Source organism: Arthrobacter sp. HMSC08H08 (assembly GCF_001807575.1).
GTDB lineage: Bacteria > Actinomycetota > Actinomycetes > Actinomycetales > Micrococcaceae > Pseudoglutamicibacter > Pseudoglutamicibacter albus.
Map to the genome: position 1 here is coordinate 23,688 of NZ_KV789382.1, position 17,826 is coordinate 41,513.

The 17,826-nt window shown below is 61.0% G+C and carries 14 protein-coding genes; 8 read left to right on the top strand and 6 right to left on the bottom strand.

The annotated features are described in order from the left end of the window. Nucleotides 1-48: 48 nt before the first annotated feature. From HMPREF3175_RS03335 to HMPREF3175_RS03360, 6 genes are all read right to left on the bottom strand, one after another. Nucleotides 49-900 (bottom strand): MetQ/NlpA family ABC transporter substrate-binding protein, encoded by an 852-nt coding sequence (locus tag HMPREF3175_RS03335; RefSeq protein WP_070490680.1) that lies wholly within the window; start codon nucleotides 898-900, stop codon nucleotides 49-51. A 57-nt stretch (nucleotides 901-957) separates the two neighbouring features. After that, complete coding sequence (locus tag HMPREF3175_RS03340; RefSeq protein WP_239446321.1) at nucleotides 958-1,713, bottom strand: methionine ABC transporter permease; 756 nt, start codon at nucleotides 1,711-1,713, stop codon at nucleotides 958-960. Beyond that, complete coding sequence (locus HMPREF3175_RS03345; protein ID WP_070490681.1) at nucleotides 1,710-2,684, bottom strand: methionine ABC transporter ATP-binding protein; 975 nt, start codon at nucleotides 2,682-2,684, stop codon at nucleotides 1,710-1,712. The genes HMPREF3175_RS03340 and HMPREF3175_RS03345 overlap by 4 nt, the downstream gene beginning before the upstream one ends. Before the next feature lie 360 nt (nucleotides 2,685-3,044). Beyond that, nucleotides 3,045-4,913: an ABC transporter ATP-binding protein gene (locus HMPREF3175_RS03350; RefSeq protein WP_070490746.1), complete on the bottom strand. Its 1,869-nt coding sequence runs from the start codon at nucleotides 4,911-4,913 to the stop codon at nucleotides 3,045-3,047. A 145-nt stretch (nucleotides 4,914-5,058) separates the two neighbouring features. Then, nucleotides 5,059-5,310 (bottom strand): acyl-CoA carboxylase subunit epsilon, encoded by a 252-nt coding sequence (locus HMPREF3175_RS03355; RefSeq protein ID WP_035756836.1) that lies wholly within the window; start codon nucleotides 5,308-5,310, stop codon nucleotides 5,059-5,061. Beyond that, nucleotides 5,307-6,920: an acyl-CoA carboxylase subunit beta gene (locus HMPREF3175_RS03360; protein WP_035756838.1), complete on the bottom strand. Its 1,614-nt coding sequence runs from the start codon at nucleotides 6,918-6,920 to the stop codon at nucleotides 5,307-5,309. Before HMPREF3175_RS03360 ends, HMPREF3175_RS03355 begins: the two co-directional genes overlap by 4 nt. 355 nt (nucleotides 6,921-7,275) lie before the next feature. Here HMPREF3175_RS03360 and HMPREF3175_RS03365 point away from each other — a divergent pair, with 355 nt between their 5' ends. The 8 genes from HMPREF3175_RS03365 (at nucleotide 7,276) to gatA (ending at nucleotide 17,826) form a co-directional block, all read left to right on the top strand. Next, nucleotides 7,276-8,115: an SDR family oxidoreductase gene (locus HMPREF3175_RS03365; RefSeq protein WP_370977550.1), complete on the top strand. Its 840-nt coding sequence runs from the start codon at nucleotides 7,276-7,278 to the stop codon at nucleotides 8,113-8,115. A 120-nt stretch (nucleotides 8,116-8,235) separates the two neighbouring features. Then, on the top strand, nucleotides 8,236-9,303 hold the full coding sequence (locus tag HMPREF3175_RS03370) for a biotin--[acetyl-CoA-carboxylase] ligase (RefSeq protein ID WP_035756841.1): 1,068 nt from the start codon (nucleotides 8,236-8,238) through the stop codon (nucleotides 9,301-9,303). A gap of 152 nt (nucleotides 9,304-9,455) precedes the next feature. After that, a complete protein-coding gene (locus HMPREF3175_RS03375) occupies nucleotides 9,456-9,938 on the top strand; it encodes a YdbT family protein (protein WP_141739870.1) in 483 nt (160 codons plus the stop codon). A 169-nt stretch (nucleotides 9,939-10,107) separates the two neighbouring features. Continuing rightward, on the top strand, nucleotides 10,108-11,883 hold the full coding sequence (locus HMPREF3175_RS03380; protein ID WP_052048552.1) for an adenylate/guanylate cyclase domain-containing protein: 1,776 nt from the start codon (nucleotides 10,108-10,110) through the stop codon (nucleotides 11,881-11,883). Between the two features lie 56 nt (nucleotides 11,884-11,939). Further along, entirely contained in the window at nucleotides 11,940-14,321 is a 2,382-nt protein-coding gene (ligA, locus tag HMPREF3175_RS03385; protein ID WP_370991814.1) for an NAD-dependent DNA ligase LigA, read from the top strand. Beyond that, a complete protein-coding gene (locus HMPREF3175_RS03390; RefSeq protein WP_070490683.1) occupies nucleotides 14,318-15,850 on the top strand; it encodes an inositol monophosphatase family protein in 1,533 nt (510 codons plus the stop codon). Before ligA ends, HMPREF3175_RS03390 begins: the two co-directional genes overlap by 4 nt. Before the next feature lie 122 nt (nucleotides 15,851-15,972). Then, complete coding sequence (gatC, locus tag HMPREF3175_RS03395) at nucleotides 15,973-16,269, top strand: Asp-tRNA(Asn)/Glu-tRNA(Gln) amidotransferase subunit GatC (RefSeq protein ID WP_035756845.1); 297 nt, start codon at nucleotides 15,973-15,975, stop codon at nucleotides 16,267-16,269. 6 nt (nucleotides 16,270-16,275) lie between these two features. Beyond that, nucleotides 16,276-17,826, top strand: a complete 1,551-nt coding sequence (gene gatA, locus HMPREF3175_RS03400; protein ID WP_070490684.1) for an Asp-tRNA(Asn)/Glu-tRNA(Gln) amidotransferase subunit GatA — start codon at nucleotides 16,276-16,278, stop codon at nucleotides 17,824-17,826.

The window sequence follows — 17,826 nt, forward strand, 5'->3', positions numbered from 1 at the left end:
AGTTCAGTGCGTTGTTAGCTCAGCACGTTCCGTCTGACACGTAGCTGATTAGAACGCTGGGATGACGGTTCCGTCTTTCCAGTTGTCCTCGATGAACTTCTTGACTTCATCCGAGTGCAGCAGGTCATTCAGCTTCTGGATGTTCTCGTCGATCTTGGTGGACTGGCGGACGACCAGCAGGTTGGCGTACGGGTTGTCTTCAGGCTTCTCGAGGAACAAGCCGTCCTTGGACGGGGTCAGCCCGCCTTCGAGTGCGAAGTTACCGTTGATGACTGCACCGTCGAGGTCTTCCATGACGCGCGGCAGGGTAGCGGCATCGGCTTCTACGAACTTGATGTTCTTAGGGTTCTCGGCAACATCGTGGGTCGTTGCAGAAACAGCCTCGACGCCGTCCTTGATCTTCAGCAGGCCAGCGTCTTCGAGCAGCTTCAGCGAGCGGCCCATGTTGGACGGATCGTTAGGGATAGCGATCTTGGCTCCGTCCTTGATGTCTTCGACCTTCTTAGCCTTGGACGAGTAGAGGGCCAACGGCTCGATGTGGATGCCCCTGAAGTGGGAGAATTCGTAGCCCTTCTTGTCGATTTCTTCTGTCAGGTATGGCTCGTGCTGGAAATAGTTGGCGTCGATATCGCCGTCATTGAGTGCCTGGTTAGGCAATGCGTAGTCGGTGAACTCCTTGATCTCAAGATCGAGGCCTGCGTCCTTGGCGAGGTTATCGTCCACGAACTTCAAGATCTTCGCCTGCGGGACCGGGGTCGCGCCGATCGTCAGGACCGTGACGTCGCCGTCTTTCTTACCGACGCTGTCTTTGTCGTTGCCGCCCATCAGGCCGCATCCGGCAAGGCTCACGGTGACTGCTAGCGCGGCGGTTCCTGCCGCGAACTTACGAAAGAAGCGCATTCTTCTCCTCCGAAGGGTTGAGCAACCTCAGGCAGAACTGAACCTGAGGAGTGATGGTTAGCGGTGGTTGACGCGGCGTGCGAGCCAGTCACCGAACATTTGAATAGCAATAACGATGGCGACCACCACGATGATGCACGCGATCATCGTGTCAGTCTGGTACTGGCTGTAGCCGTAGTTCATCGCAAGCGCGCCGAGGCCTCCGCCGCCAACCGCACCGGCCATCGCGGTATAGGAAACCAGCGTGACTGCAGTGACGGTCGCAGATGAAACGAGCGCGGGCAGCGCCTCGGGGATCAAGACTTGCCGTACGATCTGCCCGTTGGTGGCACCCATCATCTGTACGGCTTCGATCTTGCCTGTTGCGACCTCCCGCATCGCGCTTTCAGCGAGCCTGGCAAAGAACGGGATCGCACCCACCGCGAGCGGGACCACAGTGGCTTCCCACCCGATTGCTTTACCGACCATGAAGCGCGTGAACGGGATCAGCGCGATGATCAGGATGATGAACGGGATCGAACGCCCCAAGTCCACGATCGAGCTGATGATGCGGTGGATCACAGGGTTCGGGGCGAGCCCGCCTTTGGAGGTCATCCACACCCAGATCCCCAGCGGCAAACCGAGGATGATCGCAAACGCCGAGGAGAACACGGTCATCAGCAGTGTCTCCTGGGTTGCTGGCCACAGCGAATCCTGGATGACGGGGTTGTTGAACCACGTTTCACGCTCGGCGGCGAGCACCTGGGTTGGCGCTACCTTCAGCGGTAGCGCGGTGTGGGCTTGTGCGGCAATTGTGCTCAGTTGTGTCATCATGCGGCTTCCTCCACGTGGATGCCACGCTCAGTTAGTGTGCGTCCTAGCACGCGGGTGGCTTGCGCGTCGGTGCTGCGGATGCGCATACGGCCCACGTCCAGGCCCGCGATGCGTTCCAACGTTGCGGCTTCGACTTCCACGATCGGGGTTCCGGCGCGTTGAGCGGCATCGAAAACCTCCGCTGCGGAGAGGCCTGCGATGCTGATCTCCAGCATTACGGTGGCGTCCTCGGCGTCACGGATCGGTGCCGACGGCAGTGGGATGAGTTCGCGCGCCAGCGTCGAAGCAGGGTCGGAGAGCACCTCACGCAACGATGCGGTGTGCTGATTGCGGCCCTCAGCAAGCAAGGTCACCGAGTCGCAGATTTCACGCACCACTGACATTTCGTGGGTGATGATCAGCACGGTGATACCCAAGTCATCCCGTAGCTGCTTGATGAGGGCGAGGATCTGGGCGGTCGTGGTTGAGTCGAGTGCCGAGGTCGGCTCATCGCACAACAAAATCTTAGGTTCAGTTGCCAAAGCACGCGCGATACCGACGCGTTGACGCTGACCACCCGAGAGCTGGGCGGGATGGTTGTCCTCACGGCCTTCGAGACCAACAAGAGTGATCAGTTCGCGGGCCCGCTGCATCGCCTGCTTCTTCTTGACCCCAGCGATCACCAGGGGGTGCGCGATGTTCTCCAACGCGGTCTTGGAATCCAGAAGCTCCGCGTGCTGGAAAACCATGCCGATCGAACGGCGGGCCTTCCGCAAACGTGCCCCAGTGTAAGCGGTGACGTCTTCGCCGTTGATCTCGACCGTGCCAGAGGTTGGGGTTTCCAAACCAGTCAGGCACCGAATCAACGTCGACTTACCCGCCCCAGAGCGTCCAACGATTCCGTGAATCAGGCCGGACTCAACGTGCAGATCGATGCCGTCTAAAGCGGTAGTGCCTGCGAACTCTTTACGCAAGCCTTTCAACGTAATCATCGGACCCTCCCTTCTAGATACTCTTGCTGACTCAATGCCATTGCCCGCGACACTGTGTTCTTCGGGATACTCCCGGCATTCTTCGCGACACTTCTTCTTCCCGGCACTTATTCTTCGCGACACCGCCGCGCGCGCGTGTGTGCGGGAAACATAAACATTTCCATAGGAAACGCGTGATCCATAAACTGGATGATTCTTGTGTTACACAAGATGTCACTAGAGCGGCTGAAAACGTGGGTTTCGTGTCAAGGATCACGCGGTAAGTGTGCACGATGCGTAAACCGAGCCACGCACGCTGTGAGAACCAGCGCGACACTGAGACAGAACCCAACAGGCAACCGCGGGCTGGCCGGGTGCGAATCACTCCTGGTCAGCGAACTGGGTGCGGTAGAGCTCGGCGTAGCGCCCGCCTTGAGCCAGCAGCTCATCGTGGCTGCCCTGTTCGACGATCCGCCCGCCCTCAACCACCAAGATCGCATCCGCTGCCCGGATCGTTGAAAGCCGGTGCGCAATCACGAGTGCGGTACGGCCTTCCATCGCCTCCGAAAGCGCGGTCTGGACCGCGGCTTCATTCGTTGAATCCAAAGCCGATGTCGCCTCATCCAAAACCACCATGGCAGGTGCCGCAAGGAGCAAACGCGCGATCGTCAGCCGCTGCCGCTCACCGCCAGAGAGGCGATAGCCGCGCTCGCCGATCACCGTGTCCAGGCCATCCGGCAGTGCTTCAATCACGGGTTTGAGCCGAGCCCACTCCAAGGCCGACCACAACTGCTCATCCGTAGCGTTCGGGGCGGCGATCGTGAGGTTATCGCGGATCGACTCGTGGAACAGGTGACCATCCTGGGTCACCACGCCGATCGTATGCTTGAGCGAATCGAAACTCACATCGCGAACGTCCACGTCATTGAGCGTGATGCTGCCCTCCGTCGCGTCATACAGCCGCGGAAGAAGTGCCGCGATCGTCGACTTACCGGCACCACTGGAACCCACCAGCGCGACAGTCTGGCCCGCCTGAATCGTGAAATCGATCCCGTGCAGAACCTCGGAACTCTCACGCTGATCCAGCACCGAGACGTCCTCAAGGGAAGCCAGAGAAACCTGTTCGGCTGTGGGGTAGGCGAACCGTACGTCGTTGAACGCGACCGTGACCGGACCGGAACCCAACTCGACCGCGTCCGGCTTCTCCTTGATCAGCGGGTCAAGATCCAAAACCTCAAACACGCGCTCGAAAGAAACGACAGCGCTCATGATGTCCATGCGGGCGTTCGCAAGCATCGTGAGCGGAGCGTACAGACGGGTCAACAGCATCGCAAGGGTCACAACCTCGCCTGCGTTGAGATGCCCCAGAACCGCCTGGACGCCACCCACGCCGTAGACGAGCGCCAAAGCCAGTGCAGAAACCAGCGTGAGGGCCTGAACGAACGTGGTATGCAGCATCGCGGTCTTGACTCCGATATCCCGCACCCGGCCCGCGCGCTCGGAAAACGCCTGGGACTCAGCCCCTGGAGCGCCGAAGAGCTTGACCAGCGTTGCCCCGCCCGCGGAGAACCGCTCCGTCATGCGGGTAGACATCGCCGCGTTATAGTCAGCCGCTTCACGCTGTAACGAAGCCAACCGCCCGCCCAGCAGGCGTGCAGGGATCAAGAAAACCGGCAACAGCAAAATCGAAAACAGCGTGACCTGCCATGAGATCGTGACCATGACCGCAACCGTGAGGATCAGCGAAACGATGTTGGCAACAACACCGGAGAGCGTGTTGGAAAACGCTCGCTGCGCACCGATAACATCATTATTCAGCCGCGATACCAACGCGCCGGTTCGGGTCCGGTTGAAGAACGCGATCGGCATGGTCTGCACGTGATCAAACACCGTGGTGCGCATGTCATAGATGAGGCCTTCGCCGAGCTTCGCGGAGAAGTACCGGTTCAGAAGACTGAAACCCGCATCGGCGAGTGCGAGTGCGGCGATCGCGATGGCAAGCCACACGATCACCTCGACCGGCCCGCCGGAGGTGATCGCGTTGACAACATCGCCGGCGAGGATCGGTGTGATGACCCCGATCACCGAGATCACCACCGAAATGCCTAAGAACAAGAACAGCATCGCCTTGCGTTTAGCCGCGAAACCCCAAATGCGTTTGAGGGTCCCTTTGGAGATCTTTCCGTGGTCCTTGGTCCGTTGGGCCGCCACGGTGCGGTGCAGAACCATCCGCGGTGAGAACTGACTCATCAACATCCTCCTCAGGGCGCAAAAACTTAGGCGCGCTACCTAGATGCAGTATCTAACGCGCAAGGCCGATGCGCACGTTAGGTGTACGCATCGGCCTGCCACACAGTGGTGTGGTGTTGGTTGATTAGTTGGTGAAGTATGTGCGTTATTTGCGGCGGAACAGCCCCGGCAGGCTCGTCAACTGGCCGCGGATGGTTGCAGCACGGCGCAGAATCTCGCTACGCGTGGACGGCGGGGCCTGTTCGGCTGCCTGACGCGATTGAGCTTCGGCGAGGATGACCGCGAACAGTGCCGCGATCTCCTCATCGGTCGCTTCACCACGCACCACACGAAGATCGCTCGGCTCAGGTGCCGACTTCTGTTGAGGTGCCCAGGAAAAGTTTTGTGTGGTGTTCACAGCGGAATGTTCCCATGCTTACGGTCAGGGTTGGTCGTGTGCTTATCGCGGGTTGCGCGCAAGCCCTTCACAATCTGGACGCGGGTCTCGCTCGGTGCGATCACCGCATCGACATAACCCAACTCAGCGGCCTGATACGGGTTGAGTAGCTCGGCTTCGTAGCCGTCGATCAGCTCGGTGCGGCGAGCCTCGACGTCGCCACCTTCCTGCTCAACAGCTGCCAGGTCACGGCGGTAGAGGATATTGACCGCACCCTGGGCGCCCATGACACCGATCTGAGCGGTAGGCCAGGCAAGGTTGATGTCCGCGCCGAGCTTCTTGGACCCCATTACAATATAGGCGCCACCGAAAGCCTTGCGGGTGATGACCGTGAGCTTAGGCACGGTCGCCTCAGCGTACGCGTAGAGCAGCTTGGCGCCGCGGCGGATGATGCCCTGATCCTCTTGATCCTTACCCGGCAAGAAGCCTGGAACATCGACGAACGTCAGCACCGGAATGTTGAAAGCGTCGCAGTGGCGCACAAAACGGGCGGCCTTCTCAGAGGCGGCGATGTCGAGTGTGCCAGCGAACTGCATCGGCTGGTTCGCGACGATTCCGACGGTCGAGCCTTCAACACGGCCGTAACCGATCATGACGTTGGGCGCATACAGCGCCTGCATCTCAAAGAATTCGCCGTCATCGAGTACGGACTCGATGACTTCACGCATGTCATATGGCTGGGACGCCGAATCCGGGATCAGGGTGTCGAGGGCCTCGTCATCCTCGGTGACCTCGAGCTCGGCCTCATCCGCGTAGAGCACCGGCGGGGAAGCGAGGTTATTGGACGGCAGATAGGAGAGCAGCTCGCGCACGAAATCGAGCGCATCCTCCTCATCCTCGGCAAGATACGTGGACGTACCCGTCTCCGTGTTGTGGTGGCGGGCGCCACCGAGGGTCTCCATGTCCACGTCTTCGCCCGTGACAGCCTTGATCACGTCCGGGCCCGTGATGAACATGTGGGAAGTCTTATCCACCATGATGATGTAGTCCGTCAAAGCAGGGGAGTAAGCGGCACCACCTGCAGACGGGCCCATGATCACCGAGATCTGCGGGATCACACCCGAAGCGTGGACGTTATTGCGGAAAATATCGGCGAACATCGCAAGGGAGGCCACGCCCTCCTGGATGCGCGCTCCACCACCATCGAGCAGACCGATCACCGGCATCCCGTTACGCAAAGCGAACTCTTGGACCTTGACGATCTTCTCGCCGTTGACGTTAGAGAGTGAGCCACCAAAGACCGTGAAGTCCTGCGAATACACCGCAACCTGACGGCCATCTACCGTCCCGTAACCGGATACGAGACCATCACCGAGAGGATGCTTCTTCTCCATACCGAAAGCGGTGGTGCGGTGCTTAGCCAACGCATCGAACTCAACGAAGGAACCCGGGTCCAAGAACATGTCGATGCGTTCACGCGCAGTGCTCTTACCGCGGCTATGCTGCCGTTCAACCGCAGCTTCACCACCAGGGTTGATGGTCTCAGCCATACGGCGATGGAAGTCCTCGAGCTTACCGGCGGTCGTAGTGAGATCCGGGGTGGTGTGCGGATCTGACGGCTGGGCGGTCATCGCTTGCGAACTCTCCTTCGTTTTGGTGGAAACCTCTCAAAAAGAAAGGCATCCAGGCCATTCTACGGGCTATCTTCGCTAAAGCTTTTGTCGGACTCCTACAAAAACAAGCCATAAAGCCCGGCCTGCTCCCACGGAACCCGCGGCTGGATGAGCGCTGCGCGCCACAGTTATCGCGGTAGTTACTGCCCAGTCACTTAGGCAATGTAACCTGGATCACAACATATCGCTTTCGATGCATTCGATACAGCACTGCATTCAGCGCAACCTGCACTCGGTACTGCAACGCGCACGGCAACAACAGGAGGACCACGTGAGCACATCAACCAAAACCCTCAACGGCAAAACCATCCTCATGTCCGGAGGCTCCCGAGGAATCGGCCTCGCGATCGCCCTACGCGCAGCCCGCGACGGCGCCAACATCGCGATCCTCGCGAAAACCGCTGAACCACACGCCCACCTCGAAGGCACCGTCCACACCGCAGTCCAAGACATCAACGACGCCGGCGGCAAAGGGCTCGCGATCGTCGGTGACGTACGCAAAGACGAAGACATCCAACGCGCCGTCGACACAACAGTAGAAGAGTTCGGCGGCATCGACATCGTCATCAACAACGCCTCCGCGATCAACCTCAACCCCACGCCCGCACTCGACATGAAGCGCTTTGACCTCATGCACCAAATCAACATGCGCGGAGCCTTCGCACTACCCAAAACCGCCTACCCGCACCTCAAAAAGGCAGAGAACCCACACATCCTCACACTCTCCCCACCACTGAACCTCGACCCGGTATGGGCAGGCGCACACCTGGGCTACACGATGGCTAAATACGGGATGAGCATGACCACACTCGGATTCGCCCAAGAATTCGCACGCGATCGAATCGCCGCGAACTCACTGTGGCCGGCATCCCTCATCCACACCGCCGCGATCGAGAACCTCCCCGGCGGCGAAGCGATGCTAGCCGGCGCCCGCAGACCAGACATCGTCGCCGACGCCGCCCACCACATGCTGACCCAGCCGTCACACACCTTCACAGGCAAATTCCTCACCGACGAAGAAGCGCTCGCCGACGCCGGCGTCACCGACCTCACCGGCTACGCCATCAACCCAGACCACCCGCTCACCGCGGACATCTTCCTCACCAAAGACCGCATGCCGGAAGGCTCCATCTCGCCAATCCCAGGACAGTGACGCGCTGCGGCGGGGCGGGGCTTGCGTGCGAGTTGAACGCGGTATGTTCTTAGGGCACCCGATTCTTAGGGCCCGTTTTCAAGGCCCGGCAACTGACGATCAACACGAGCGAAGGTTGACATGCACACACCAGAGCGCCTTGAAGCCGACATCATCACCGCCAACGCAAGCGCCGAATGGGCGGCGTTGCACGGTAGTGAACGTTCCGCCGCGTGGCCACGCCTCATCGTCGAGGACCACACGGACTCGACGAACGAGGACGCCATCAACTTGCTAGCTAGTGGTGAACTGGGCGGCCCCGATATGCCCGATGCGTCAGGGACACTCATCGTGACGCTCGACCAACGCTCGGGCAAGGGTCGGCTTGGCCGCGATTGGGAAACACCGGCAGGCTCGGGGCTTGCCATGTCCCTCGTGATTCAAGCCCCCGCGAGTGTGCCTACCGAATCGCTAGCGATGGCCTCGACCCTTGTCGGGCTCGTGTGGCGTGACGTGTTAGCTGCAGCGACGGCCTCCGACGTGAGCCTCAAATGGCCCAACGACGTGCTGATCGACGGCGAGAAAGTAGCAGGCATCCTCGCTCAAGTTGCGCCCTCCTTGCCCGGGCCGCGTGGCGTCAGCGTCGGGGACAGCAAGACCGGTGTGGACAAGACTGGACTGACTGATAAGACCGGCGTCACCGGCAAGAACGGCGTTGCAGACAAGACCGGGCTGGCCGAGAAGACTGGGGTTGCAGGCGAAGGAGACGCCGAGGGAGCAGGCGCGGGAGGCCTCAACCTCGTCGTAGGTATCGGCACCAACCTGACCCAGGCCAAAGAGGACCTGCCGGTGCCCACCGCAACCTCACTCGCGCTCCACAACTGCACCACCGACGTTCATCATCTGATCTCCGCGTTCTGGACCCGCGCCATCGCGGTACTTTCCGAATGGCTACCAGCGGGTGGCCCGCTCGATCAGCCGCTGGGTTCGCTCGGGTGCATGAGCCTCGTCGATGCGACCCGCAAACACTGCGCAACCATCGGAGTGGACGTGCGGGTCCAGTTGCCCCACGAGGTGACCATCACCGGCGTGGCACGCGACATTGACGCATACGGCCACCTCATCGTCGAGGACGGCACGGGCAAACGGCATCAGATTTCAGCAGGGGATGTCATCCACGTACGCCGCAGCGACGGCCACTACGCCTAAAGGTGTATATCCAGGCACCCGCGGGCCGCTAAGGTACAGCGTGAGGGCGCTCTAGAGTGGATGAGAGCGTGGAGTGGATAAGAGCGTAAGCTCAGCTGAACGGAAGAGTAAGAATGGTCCCGCGGAAACTTCTACACCCTGGCGAAGAAGCTGTGATCAGAACCCGCCGCCACCCGCGCGCACTTGTGCCCATCGCTGGGGCTCTCCTGCTTATTACGATCATCGGCGCGATGCTGGGCGGATTCGCCTCACGCACCGCGGACCTCGGAGGTGCCTGGGGTTTGGTCTCCCAAGCCCTGCTGGCGCTCGTAGCGATCGGCTGGGGATGGGCGATGTTGCGCTGGGTCCTGCGGCCGTTCTTCGCATGGGTCAACACCCACATCACGCTCACGAATCAGCGTTTCTTCATACAGCGCGGCCGCAGCGTTCAGCACATTCCACTGCTCTACATCAACGGCGTGTGGTTCAAGCCGACCGACCGGATGCCGCGCGCGCCGGGAACCCTCGTCGTGAAGGTTGAGGGGCGAGAAGCCACGTTCCGAAACGTCCCCGACGTCGCGCATGTTGCTGACAGCATCAGGCGAGAAGCGGCGGCGGCCCATCAGTACAGGGTTATGGTGCCGTACGGGCTGTGAGGGCACATGTTGGCTCCCGAACCGCCCAAGTAATGCCCATATTGTGGACACTGCGTGACCTTTGACACATTTTTCGCTGTGAGGGTGTAAGAATGGACAGGGGCATTTTTGACGTCGGCTGACACATGCGCAAAGAAGAACGATTTCAACGGGAAGGACGGTGCCGGCAGTGAGCCAAGGAAACCCACCTGAGCGCACCGAAAACCCGGAACACAACTCCAAAACACAGAACCCCGAAACGCGGAACGCGAAGCCACAGGACTCGGAGACACATACCCCGGGGACACAGAACCCGCAAGAAAATGGTTCGGTCACGCACGGATTCGCGACTCAAGGTTTCGATGCGATCAAGGCCTTCGAAACGGAGCAGGACTTTGGTGCGGGGAAGCAGGGGCGCGCTCACCTCATCGATGACGGTGGCAGCGATGCAGGGCCTGGCGATGCGGGGACCGGCGGTGCGGGGGTCGGCGATGACGGGTTCACTGATGTGGGGTTGAGCCCGGTCCCGCCGCCGTCGTTGAAGCCCGTGACGGAAGAACCATCAGATTCCCAGCCACATGAGGCGGGCAGCACCGATCAGTCAGCGCCTCAACAGTCCGAGAGTGAACAGTCAGCCGGTGAGCAGTCAGGCAGTGAACAGCCAGGCAGCGGACGGTCGGGCAACGCCTCGTCCGACGGGCAGGGCGAACGGGCGGTTACAGCCCAGATGCCGGCAGTCGAGATGCCAGTTGTTTCAGGCCATGTTCCCGTCACCCAGACTAAGCCGAATGAACCTGCGATGCCGGTAAGCGCATCGAACCCTACCGTGTGGGAAGCATTGGATACCCACGCGATCGGGGCGGTCCCGGAAATCGGGCCAATCACCACGTCGATGCCGGTTTTGGAAACCAAGACCGAAACCGACGACGAGGTACGGGCCGCCGCACACCGCCTTGAGATGCGGCTACGGGGCTCGGCACGGACCATGCGTCGCCGCGAAATCGCGGCACACGTCGGTATCTCGCTGCACTCGGCCCGCAAACTCTGGCGGGCCCTGGGGCTTCCTCGGGTTTCAGATGACCAGGTCGCGTTCACGATGCGGGATCAGCGCGCCTTGGACACGATGGTTGAGCAGGTGCGCAAGCGTCGTTTGTCTGAGGACGCGATGCTCTCGATCGCCCGTTCGATCGGGCAGCTGACAGACCGGATGGCGATCTGGCAGATCGAGGCACTCGTTGAAGACCTCGTTTCGACTCACGGGATGAGCGACCCGGAGGCGCGCCGCCAGGTTGTGCTGATGTTGGACGAAATGTTGGATCCGCTTCTGAAGATGGTCAACTATTCGTATCAACGCAACCTTGCGGCGGCGATTCACCGGCAGGTTTTGCGTGCCGAGTCTGGTTTGCGTTCCTCGAATGAGTACCGCACTGGTACTGAGGACGATGCCGCGCTCCCGTTGGCGCGTGCGGTGGGTTTCGCTGACATGGTGTCTTTCACCTCGCTTTCGCGCGGTATGGATGCGCGGCGTTTGGCGCGGCTGGTTCAGAACTTCGAGGCCCGTTGCGCCTCGATCATTTCGACTGGTGGTGGCCGGCTGGTCAAGACGATCGGCGACGAGGTTCTCTATGTCGCTGAAACCCCGCAGGCCGGTGCGAGGATCGCGTTGACGTTGGCGCGCGCTTTCAGCCCTGAAGAGGACATGCCGGAGGTCCGTGTGGGGCTGGTGTGGGGCCGTATTTTGTCGCGTCTGGGCGATATTTATGGTGCGACCGTGAACATGGCGGCACGCTTGACTGCGATGGCGGAGCCGGGCCAGGTTTTGATCGATTCGTTGACGAGCCAGGTGCTCGATGACGATGAGCGGTTCGTGATCGATGAGTTGTCGCCGGTGGAGCTGCAAGGCTTCGGGGCGGTGACCCCGTTTGACCTCTCGCCTGGCCCTGACGCTGTATTGCCGATCGACTAACGGGTTCGGTCCGTGGCGTTATTCAAACTGTCAGACCCCTGGGGCATGATTGTTTTGTGGCATTTGAGAACGCATCGACATCATCGTCTTCTGTAACCGGTGAAGACCCCAACGAGCCCGCGGCTATTGACTCTGCGACCGTTGAGCCCGCGGCTGGAGATTCTGCGGATGTTCCTGCGCATGCGTTGCGGGAGGAATACGCGGAGCTGGTGGATAAGGTCCGTAAATATCGGCACGCGTATTACAACGAGAACACGCAACTGGTATCTGATGCCGAGTTCGATGAGCTTTTCGCTCGGCTTGAGGAGCTTGAAGCGCTACACCCCGAGTTGGTGACCAACGATTCACCGACCCAAGAGGTGGGCGGCGAGGTTTCCGCGGCGTTCTCCCCGGTTAAGCACCCGAGCCAGATGTATTCGCTCGAGGACGTTTTCAGCTATGAAGAGCTTGAAACCTGGTTCGAACGCGCCCGCGCCAACAGCGCCTCTTTCGCCCCAGGGGTTGAGGTGAAGTGGCTGACTGAAGTCAAGATCGATGGGCTCGCGGTCAACCTGATTTACCGCGATGGCGTGTTGGATGTCGCGGCAACTCGCGGGGACGGGACCACGGGTGAGGACGTGACGGATAACGTCAAGACGATCGCGGACATCCCGCACCGGCTCGAGGGTGAGGGGTGGCCCGCCGAGCTTGAGGTCCGTGGTGAAGTATTCATCCCCTCGAAAGAGTTCGAGGCATTCAACGCCTCGTTGATCGCGGAAGGTAAGGCGCCGCTAGCGAATCCGCGTAACGCGGCGGCGGGCTCGCTGCGGCAAAAAGACCCAGCCCAGACTGCTAAGCGTCCGTTGCGGATGTTCGTGCACGGCGTGGGTGCTCGCGAGGGGATGGACGTTGAATCTCAGCACGAGATTTATGCGCAGCTTGAAACGTGGGGGCTTCCGGTGTCCCCGTATAACAAGCTCTTCGATACCTCGGAAGAAGTGTTCGGCTATATCGACCAGATCGGTCAGGACCGCCACGGCTTGGTCCACGAGATCGACGGCATGGTCATCAAGATCGATGACTTCCAAGCCCAGCGCGCCCTGGGCTATACCTCGCGCACGCCTCGCTGGGCTGTTGCCTATAAGTATCCGCCGGAGGAAGTTCACACGGATCTTCTGGAGATTCGCGTGCAGGTGGGGCGCACCGGACGAGTGACACCGTATGGAGTGATGCGGCCGGTGACTGTGGCTGGCTCGACGGTTGAGCGGGCTACCTTGCACAACCGCGATGTGGTCAAGGCGAAGAACCTGCTGATCGGCGACGTTGTGGTGTTGCGTAAAGCAGGGGATGTGATCCCGGAGATTGTTGGGCCGGTTCTTCCGTTGCGTGAAGGCCGCGAGGACGAGCTATCCGAGTGGGTCATGCCGAGCGAATGCCCGTCGTGCGGAACACCGTTGCGTCCCGCGAAGGAAAGCGACGTGGATCTTCGTTGCCCGAACAGCCAGCACTGCCCCGAGCAGTTGGCTCAACGCGTCGAATACGCGGCCTCTCGCGGCGGGCTGGACATCGAGGCTCTCGGCGCGGAGGCGGCCATCGCGTTGACGATCGGCCCAGGGCCAGACCCGACCGAAAACAGCGGGGTTCCAGCACCATCCGGACCTGGTCCATTGACGACAGAACGCGACCTTTTCGATCTGGCTGACCCGGAGTCTGAGTTATCGAAGTCGCTTGCGGATGTTCGAGTGTGGCGCGAGAAGCGTTCCAAAGGCCAAGGCACTGGCGTATGGGAGCTCCGCCCCTACTTCTATACGCGGGGAACATCCGCGAAACCGGCAGGACCGAACGCGAATACGCAGAAGTTGTTCCGTGAAGTCGCAGGTGCGATGGGCAAGGAACTGTGGCGGGTTTTGGTCGCGCTGTCGATCCGCCATGTAGGCCCGACCGCATCGCGGGCTTTGGCTCAACGCTTCGGATCGATGGATGCGCTGCGTGAGGCCGTGGCGAGCGAGAACGCGCTCGAGATCCTCTCCGATATCGACGGCGTGGGGACCATCATCGCCGAGGCCCTAGTGGATTGGTTCAAAGAAGACTGGCACGTTGAGATCGTGGACGCGTGGCAGCAAGCCTGGCGCGCGAACGGTTACGAGATGGCCGATGAACGCGACGAAGCAATCGCGGCGATCCTCGAAGGCCTCACGATTGTTGTGACCGGATCCCTCGAAGACTTCTCCCGCGATGAAGCCAAGGAAGCGATCCTCGCCCGCGGAGGCAAAGCAACCGGCTCCGTCTCCAAGAAAACAAGCGTTGTGGTTGCCGGTGAAGCCGCAGGCTCCAAACTCACGAAAGCCCAAGAGCTCGGCATCCCAGTGCTGGATGAGGACGGGTTCAAAGAATTACTCGCACACGGCCCATCCGTGCTTGAAAACGACGCAGCACGTGAGGAAAGGGACGACGCGTGAGCCACGCACAAACTGCACCAGACTCTGTGCTGGCTGAGGTGTTCGACATCGCTCTGGGCGCTGCCCACGAAGGAGCGAAGGTTCTTGCCGCGATGCGGGGCCAGGCCGAGGTCGTCGCTGAAGCAGACACGAAATCCGCGGCAGGGGACTGGGTCACCCAAGCCGACCGCGCATCCGAGCAAGCGATCCGCGAATACATTCACGCTCGCCGGCCCGAGGATGTCCTCACGGGCGAAGAATACGACGCAAGCGGAGACATCCACGCCGAATACCGCTGGTGCATCGACCCACTCGACGGGACCGCGAACTTCGTGCGCGGGCTGCCGCACTACGCGGTGTCCGTTGCGGTGGCGCGCCGCGAATACCTCCGTGAGAATCTTGATGAAGACGGCAACCCAACCGAAGACACCCCATTCGTTGAACGCTGGGTTGCCGGTGTTGTGATTGCCCCCGAGCTGCAGAAAATGTGGGCGGCCTGCGCATCTGCTGATCCGGTGTCTGCAGATACAGCGCAGGCATACACCGCTGTGTGGGAAGCGGAACACGCTCCGCGCCGGTGCGACGATGAAGCCAGTCGCAGGCTCACGGCGGAGGCATTCGACGGGGCAACTGGTCAGGCCCGGATTCTCGCCTACGGATTCGGCTACGGCGCTGGGCAGCGTCAACGCCAAACCCAAGCGCTCACGCGCCTCATTCCGCACTTCGACAACGTCCGGCGGCTCGGTTCAGCCGCGATCGATATGTGCCTTGTAGCGGACGGGACACTCGATGCCTACGCCGAAACCGACATCAACGAATGGGACTGGGCCGCCGGCTCATTCATCGCGCAAGCCGCTGGGTTCCCTGTGCAACGACCCCTCTGGAACAGTACTCACAGCTACGGGTGGTGCCTCGTAGGTGACGTACACGGCCGATGGCTCGGCCCCATTGCCGCCATCAACACGGGCGATACAGCCAGCGTTAGAGATGCAGCCAGCGGTGACGGTGAGGTCAACGCGGGTGGCATCACGCTCCGTTACGCGACCTACCACGATGATGAAGCGATCGGTGAGATCACCGAGCGAGCGTACCTGCACGAAGGCTACTTCGACTCCGCAGACGACCCCTACATGCAACAGATCGCGCAGGTAGCGGAACGCCGCCGGCACGCGCTCTTGCTCGTTGCCGAAGACCACCAGAACAACATCGTGGGGTCCGTGACGCTCGCGCTACGAGGTAGCCTGTGGGCCGACCTCGCAGAGGACGGCGAGCTTGAGATGAGGCTGTTCGTTGTGGACCCGGAACATCAACGGACAGGGCTCGGCGGCAAGCTCGTGGAGGCGATCCTCTCATTCGCCGGGACTCTGCCGGGCATCCGCAGGGTTGTCTTGACCACCACGCCCGACTGGGAACCAGCGATGCGTTTCTATGAACGCTACGGCTTCACCCGCGAGGCTCACCGGGACGTCGACATCCCAGAGGTGCCGGGCCTGCGGCTCGCGGCGTTCAGTAAAGCAGTGGGGTCCGCCGCTGAGCCCAACGCATCCTGAACTCGTCAACAGACCTCACATACAGACCTCACATACAGACCTCAAAATGCCAACGACGGCGACTGTGCCTAAACTGGTGCAAGCACTTAAGACTTTCGGGACTTTGAAAGATTGGGAGGGAAATGTCTGGAATCTCTCGTGACCAAGTGGCGCATTTAGCGACCTTGGCGCACATTGCCATGACAGAAGAAGAACTTGACAGGATGTCCACGGAGCTTGACGCGATCGTTGACGCCGTCGCCTCAGTCAGTGAAGCCGCAACGGATGACATCCCGGCAACGAGCCACCCGATCCCGTTGACCAACGTGATGCGTGAGGACGTTGTTGGAGACACGCTCACCCAAGCGCAAGCACTTGCCAACGCTCCTGATGCCGAAGACGGCCGCTTCCGTGTGCCAGCGATTCTGGACGAGGACTGATAAACCATGGCAGAGATCTACGAACTTTCCGCCTCCGAACTCGCAGCGAAACTGCGTGCAGGAGAGGTCACGAGCGAAGACGCCGTGAAAGCCCACCTCGAGCGCATCGAAAAGCTCGACGGCGTCATCAACGCATACCTGCACGTCAACGCTGAAGAAGCGCTTGAGGTCGCACGCGAAGTCGACCAGATCCGGGCCGCAGGCGGTGCCGAGGCTGAAGTCCTCCACCCGCTGGCTGGCGTGCCGATCGCGATCAAGGACCTCATCGTCACCAAGGGGCAACCAACCACCGCGGCCTCCCGCATGCTTGAAGGCTGGATGAGCCCCTACGATGCGACCGTGATCACCAAGATCCGCGAAGCTAAGTTGCCGATGCTTGGCAAAACCAACCTCGACGAATTCGCGATGGGTTCCTCGACCGAATACTCCGCGTTCGGTGTGACCCGTAACCCGTGGGACCTCGACCGCATTCCGGGTGGTTCCGGCGGCGGCTCCGCGGCAGCGGTCGCAGGCCACCTCGCACCACTGGCACTCGGAACCGACACGGGTGGATCGATCCGTCAGCCATCCGCGGTCACCGGAACCGTGGGCGTCAAGCCAACCTATGGTGCCGTTTCCCGCTACGGTGCGATCGCGATGGCATCCTCGCTCGACCAGATCGGCCCTGTAGCGCGTACCGTGTGGGACGCGGCTGCGCTGCAGGAGCTCATCGGCGGCCACGACCCGAAGGACTCGACCTCGCTCGAAGGCAGCTCCGAAGGCCTCATCAAGGCCGCTGAAGAAGGCGCGGCAGGCGACCTCACCGGCGTCAAGGTCGGCGTGATCGCACAGCTGCGTGGCGGCGACGGTTTCGAAGACGGCGTGACCGCTTCCTTCGAAGAAACCCTCAAAACGCTTGAGGCACGCGGTGCCGAGATCGTAGAGATCGAATGCCCGAACTTCACCTACGCGGTGGGTGCGTACTACCTCATCATGCCGTCCGAGGTCTCCTCGAACCTCGCTAAATACGACGGCGTCCGCTTTGGCCTGCGCGTACTCCCAGAGGACGGCCCGGTGACCATCGAACGCGTCATGGGTGCCTCCCGCGCGGCGGGCTTCGGTGACGAGGTCAAGCGCCGCATCATGCTCGGAACCTACGCGCTTTCGGCTGGCTACTATGACGCCTACTACGGTTCAGCGCAGAAGATCCGTACGCTCATCCAGCGTGACTTCGCGGCCGCATTCGAAAAGGTCGATGTGCTTGTGACCCCAACCGCGCCGACCGTTGCGTTCAAGATCGGTGAGAAGATCGATAACCCGGTTGCGATGTACCTCAACGACATCGCGACCATCCCAGCGAACCTCGCAGGGATCCCTGGTATCTCGATCCCGTCAGGGCTCTCCGAGGGCCTCCCAGTGGGGGTGCAGTTCCTCGTCCCAGCACATGAGGACGCACGCATGTACCGCATCGCTGCAGCCGCTGAGGCCGCACTTGAAGAAAGCAACGGCGGCCCGATCCTCGCCCAGGCCCCAAACCTCAACGAGGAAGTAGCAGCCCGCGTTCAGGAGGCTAACTAA